Source organism: Salmonella sp. SJTUF15591, assembly GCF_043356435.1.
Classification (GTDB): Bacteria; Pseudomonadota; Gammaproteobacteria; order Enterobacterales; family Enterobacteriaceae; genus Salmonella; species Salmonella enterica.
The window spans coordinates 1-5019 of sequence record NZ_JBEUJO010000028.1 but is presented as its reverse complement, the minus strand read 5'-3'; the positions used below and the strand labels follow the sequence as shown (position 1 = coordinate 5019).

At 53.0% G+C, this 5019-nt stretch carries 4 protein-coding genes and 1 pseudogene; all 5 read right to left on the bottom strand.

The annotated features are described in order from the left end of the window. The coding region (gene cpsG, locus ABVM99_RS24400; RefSeq protein WP_393927466.1) for a colanic acid biosynthesis phosphomannomutase CpsG at positions 1–1031 on the bottom strand (1031 nt) is incomplete at its 3' end. A gap of 3 nt (positions 1032–1034) precedes the next feature. Then, positions 1035–2483 (bottom strand): mannose-1-phosphate guanylyltransferase/mannose-6-phosphate isomerase, encoded by a 1449-nt coding sequence (locus ABVM99_RS24395; protein ID WP_023194590.1) that lies wholly within the window; start codon positions 2481–2483, stop codon positions 1035–1037. After that, positions 2476–2975: pseudogene (locus tag ABVM99_RS24390) on the bottom strand (GDP-mannose mannosyl hydrolase). The gene ABVM99_RS24395 and the pseudogene ABVM99_RS24390 overlap by 8 nt, the downstream one beginning before the upstream one ends. Positions 2976–2977: 2 nt before the next feature. Next, positions 2978–3943, bottom strand: coding sequence for a GDP-L-fucose synthase (locus ABVM99_RS24385; RefSeq protein ID WP_023253845.1), 966 nt, complete (start codon positions 3941–3943; stop codon positions 2978–2980). Positions 3944–3945: 2 nt separating this feature from the next. Next, positions 3946–5019: GDP-mannose 4,6-dehydratase (gene gmd, locus ABVM99_RS24380; RefSeq protein WP_038806813.1), on the bottom strand; the 1074-nt coding region annotated here is incomplete at its 5' end.

Here is a 5019-nt window from a genome sequence, read left to right as displayed (position 1 = left end):
CCGCTGTCGCAGTAGGCAAAATCACGAAAATAGTGATGCGCGCTCATTTCCCCGCCATAAATGGCATCCTCCGTACGCATCCGCTCCTTGATAAAGGCATGTCCGGTTTTTGACATCACCGGCGTCCCGCCCGCCGCCGTCACCACTGCCTCCGTGTTCCAGGTCAGGCGCGGGTCGTGGATAATCTTCGCCCCCGGGTGTTTTTCCAGAAACGCTTCCGCCAGCAGCCCGACGATGTAGTACCCCTCGATAAACTGCCCTTTCTCATCGAACAGGAAGCAGCGGTCGAAGTCGCCGTCAAAGGCGATGCCCATGTCCGCCCCGTGTTCAATAACGGCCTTGCGGGTGTCGTCGCGACACTCCGGCAGCAACGGGTTGGGAATGCCGTTCGGGAAGGTGCCGTCCGGGGTGTTGTGGATTTTGATGAACTCCACCGGCGCGCCCAGCGCCTTCAGACGCGCTTCGATGGCGTCAATGACCGGCCCCGCCGCGCCGTTGCCGGAATTCACCACCAGCTTCAGCGGGGTGAGATTGTTAACACTGATATAGCCGAGCAGGTGGCCGATGTAGGCGTCGCGCAGGCTGATTTGTCTGTAGCTGCCGCGCGCGGCCTCGTTCACCGGCGGGAAATCGCCCGCTTCCGCCAGACGCTGAACGTCGCGCAGACCGGTGTCGCCGCTTATCGGGCGGGCGCCCTCGCGCACCAGCTTCATGCCGTTGTAGTCCATCGGGTTATGGCTGGCGGTCACTTCAATACCGCCGTCCACGCCGAGGTGGAAGGTGGCGAAGTAAATCTCTTCGGTGCCGGACATACCGATATCCAGCACGTCGACGCCCGCGTCCTGTAACCCTTTCGCCAGCGCCAGCTTCAGCGCCTCGCTGGTCAGGCGCACGTCGCCGCCCAGCACGATGGTTTTCGGTTTTAAATATTCGCCGTAAGCGCGGCCAATCCGCCACGCGATATCTTCATTGAGCTCTTCGCCCAGCCTGCCGCGAATGTCGTAGGCCTTGAAACAGGTTAATTTATTCATGATTCAATTATCTTTTTTGTAACGTTCTTTCTGCCGAACAATATCATCTTCTCCCAAATAATCTCCTGAACTGACTTCTATAAGATTAAGAGGAATAACACCTGGATTCTCCAGACTATACGTTGCACCCAATGGAATATAAATCGACTCATTGGCAGTCACTAGCATCGTTTTATCATCCAGGGTGACTTTAGCCGTACCAGAAAGTACAATCCAGTGTTCTGAACGATGATGATGCATACGCAAGGAAAGCCCTTCTCCTGGTTTGACAATGATCTTCTTAACTTTATATCGCTCACCCTGATCTATTGAGTCGAATTTACCCCATGGACGAAAAACCTCACGATGGACAATATACTCTGTACGCTCTTGAGCCTTTAGCATCTCAACGATCTTTTTTACATCCTGGACATCAGATTTTTTAGAAACAAGTATGGCATCTTTTGTTTGTACAATAACAATATCTTCAACACCTACAGCAGCAACCAATGCTGACTCTGAGTATATGTAGTTATTTTTAGTGTTGTATGTCAGAATGTCGCCCTTACAAACATCTCCCTCATCTGTTTTTTCGCTGATATCCCATAAAGACTGCCAAGAACCAACATCACTCCAACCAATATCAATCGGGCAGACAATGCAACGCTCCGTTTTTTCCATAACAGCAAAATCAATAGATTCTGCAGGACAATCTTTAAATAAAGTTTCTGGAAGGCGAATAAAATCAAGATCGCGATATGAAGAAGAAAGCACCTGCTCACAAACGCTATAAATATCTGGTCTGAATTTTTTTAACTCATTCAGATAAACAGTGGCTTTAAACATAAATATGCCGCTATTCCAGAAATAATCCCCTGTTGAAATATATTTCTCTGCTTTTAATCTATCCGGCTTTTCAACAAATTTTTTCACATGATAAAAATCTGTTTCAGTTGAATTTGCATTTACAGAGAAAGGCACACCACGCTCTATATAGCCATAACCAGTCTCAGCATATTCAGGTATGATACCAAATGTAACAATATTGCCGTTTTCGGCAATGGGGACTGCTTTCTTAACGGCATTACAGAAAACTTCTTCTTTAGCGATAATATGATCGGCTGCAAGAACTAAAAGTAAAGGATCCTCCTGCTCCTTACGTCTAAGCGCTGATAATGCAGCAAGAGCAATCGCTGGAGCTGTATTTCTCCCATACGGTTCAAGAATGATATTATTATGTAGTTGATCTATTTGCCGTAACTGCTCCGCAACAATAAAACGGTGCTGCTCGTTTGTTATAACCAATGGTTCATTACATGCAAGTGCCGACAACCGAAGCAGGGTTGTCTGTAATAAGGAATTTTTTCCAGAAAGTTGTAAAAATTGTTTTGGGTAAAGTTCTCGAGATAGAGGCCAAAGACGGCTCCCTGTACCACCAGCCATTACAACAGCAATTAAGGGTACATCAGACATACTTGACGTCCTTTTTGTCTAAACCAATGACAGAATGGGGTTCATTTTGAAAATAAGCTCGACTATTCTCGTGGACGTTCTCGCCTGCCAGAAGCTGTTCCGGCGTCAGCCAGCGGTAACTGCCATGCTGGGTGTCAGGCAGGCGTAAATCGCTCTCCGCCACGCGCAGACGAAAGCCGAGCACGATGTAATGAGTTGAAAAATCCTCACCGGAAAAGTTGTCGTCATAGAAGTGCTGCCAGACGCCATAAAACGTCCCTGCCGCCAGCGGCAGACGCACGCCCAGTTCCGCCTGCGTCAGGCGTGCAAAGGCGGCCTCCAGCGTTTCGTCTTTGCACACCCGCCCCCCGGCACAAACCAGTAGCCCTGCGCCGGACGGTTGAGACGCTGGCCCAGTAAAATTTCCCCCTGGCCGTTTTCCACAATGAAATCGAGGGAGATGAGGGGCGTGGCCCGCACCACGGCGGCGAAATCTTCCTGACGTAAAAACATTGTCACCCCCGGAACCGTTGCTGATTCTCAAGGAACCACTGGTAAGTACCGGCAAGCCCTGCCTCCAGTGAAATTTCGTGATACCAGCCAAGCTGATGCAGGCGCGTGACGTCGAGCAATTTACGCGGCGTGCCGTCCGGCTTCGCGGCGTCGAACACCACCCGGCCCTGGTAACCCACCACCTTTGCGATAGTCTGCGCCAGTTCGCGGATAGTGCAGTCCACGCCAGTGCCGACGTTAATGTGCGACAGCATCGGGGCAGTGTTCTCCTGCCACACTTCGCGCGCCAGCTCCATCACGTGAATACTGGCCGCCGCCATATCGTCAACGTGCAGAAATTCACGCATCGGCGTGCCGCTGCCCCACACCACCACCTCCGGCGCGTGGCTCTGCGCGGCCTCATGAAAGCGGCGCAGCAGCGCCGGGATCACATGTGAATTGTCCGGATGGAAATTGTCATGCGGGCCGTACAGGTTGGTCGGCATCACCGAACGGTAGTCGCGACCGTACTGCCGGTTGTAGGACTCGCACAGTTTAATCCCGGCGATCTTGGCGATGGCATACGGCTCGTTGGTCGGCTCCAGCGTCCCCTGCAGCAGCTCGCTTTCCGCCATCGGCTGCCTTGCCAGTTTCGGATAGATACAGGACGAACCGAGAAACAGCAGTTTGTTCACGTTGTGCAGGTGCGCGGCGTGAATAATGTTGCTCTCTATCATCATGTTTTCATAAATAAAATCCGCCGGATACGTGTTGTTGGCGACAATGCCGCCCACTTTCGCCGCCGCCAGATAAACCTGGTCGATACCCGCCCCGGCAAAGAACGCCTGTACCGCGCGCCCGTCGAGCAGATCCAGCTCATCGCGGGTGCGCAGCACCAGCTCCACGTCGCCGCGCTGCGCAAGCTGCCGTACAATCGCGGAGCCCACCATCCCGCGATGGCCCGCCACAAAAATTCGTTGCTTGGTCATGGTCATTCCAAAGATAAATTTACATCGAATCCGTGAGATTTCAGCAGTGAGTGTTTTTTCGCGGCCTCCAGATCGTTCGCCACCATCTCGGAGACCATCTCCGACAGGGTGATTTCCGGTTTCCAGCCCAGTTTCTCATGCGCTTTGGACGGGTCGCCCAGCAGGGTTTCCACTTCCGCCGGACGGAAATAACGCGGATCAACGGCCACAATCACATCCCCCGGTTTCACGCCCGGCGCATCGTGTCCGGTAACGGATACCACGATCCCTTTCTCATTAATGCCTTCGCCTTCAAAGCGCAGTTTTATCCCCAGTTGCGCCGCCGCCAGCTCCACAAACTGGCGTACGGAATACTGCACGCCGGTGGCAATCACGAAATCTTCCGGCTGCTCCTGCTGTAACATCATCCACTGCATCCGCACGTAATCTTTCGCATGGCCCCAGTCGCGCAGCGAGTCCATGTTGCCGAGATACAGGCAGGACTCCAGTCCCTGGGCGATATTGGCGATGGCGCGGGTGATCTTACGGGTGACGAAGGTTTCGCCGCGACGCGGGGACTCGTGGTTAAACAGAATGCCGTTACAGGCGTAAATACCGTAGGATTCACGGTAGTTGACGGTGATCCAGTAGGCGTACAGTTTCGCCACCGCATAGGGGGAACGCGGGTAGAACGGCGTGGTCTCTTTCTGCGGGATCTCCTGCACCAGCCCGTACAGTTCAGAGGTGGAGGCCTGGTAGAACCGCGTTTTCTTTTCAAGACCGAGGAAGCGGATCGCCTCCAGCAGGCGCAGCGTGCCCATCGCATCCACATCGGCCGTATATTCCGGCGACTCAAACGACACCGCCACATGGCTCATCGCGCCCAGGTTGTAGACCTCATCCGGCTGCACTTCCTGTAAAATGCGGGTCAGGTTGGAGGCGTCGGTCAGGTCGCCATAATGCAGATGAAATTTCGGGTTGCAACTGTGCGGGTCCTGATAAATATGGTCCACGCGCTCGGTATTAAACGATGACGCGCGGCGCTTGATACCATGCACCTCATACCCTTTTTCCAGCAGAAATTCTGCCAGGTAAGA

What these genes read in the sequence shown, in the direction of transcription:
- ABVM99_RS24395 (WP_023194590.1), bottom strand. Translation starts at nt 2,483, where the DNA reads ATGTCTGATGTACCCTTAATTGCTGTTGTAATGGCTGGTGGTACAGGG.
- ABVM99_RS24385 (WP_023253845.1), bottom strand. Translation starts at nt 3,943, where the DNA reads ATGACCAAGCAACGAATTTTTGTGGCGGGCCATCGCGGGATGGTGGGC.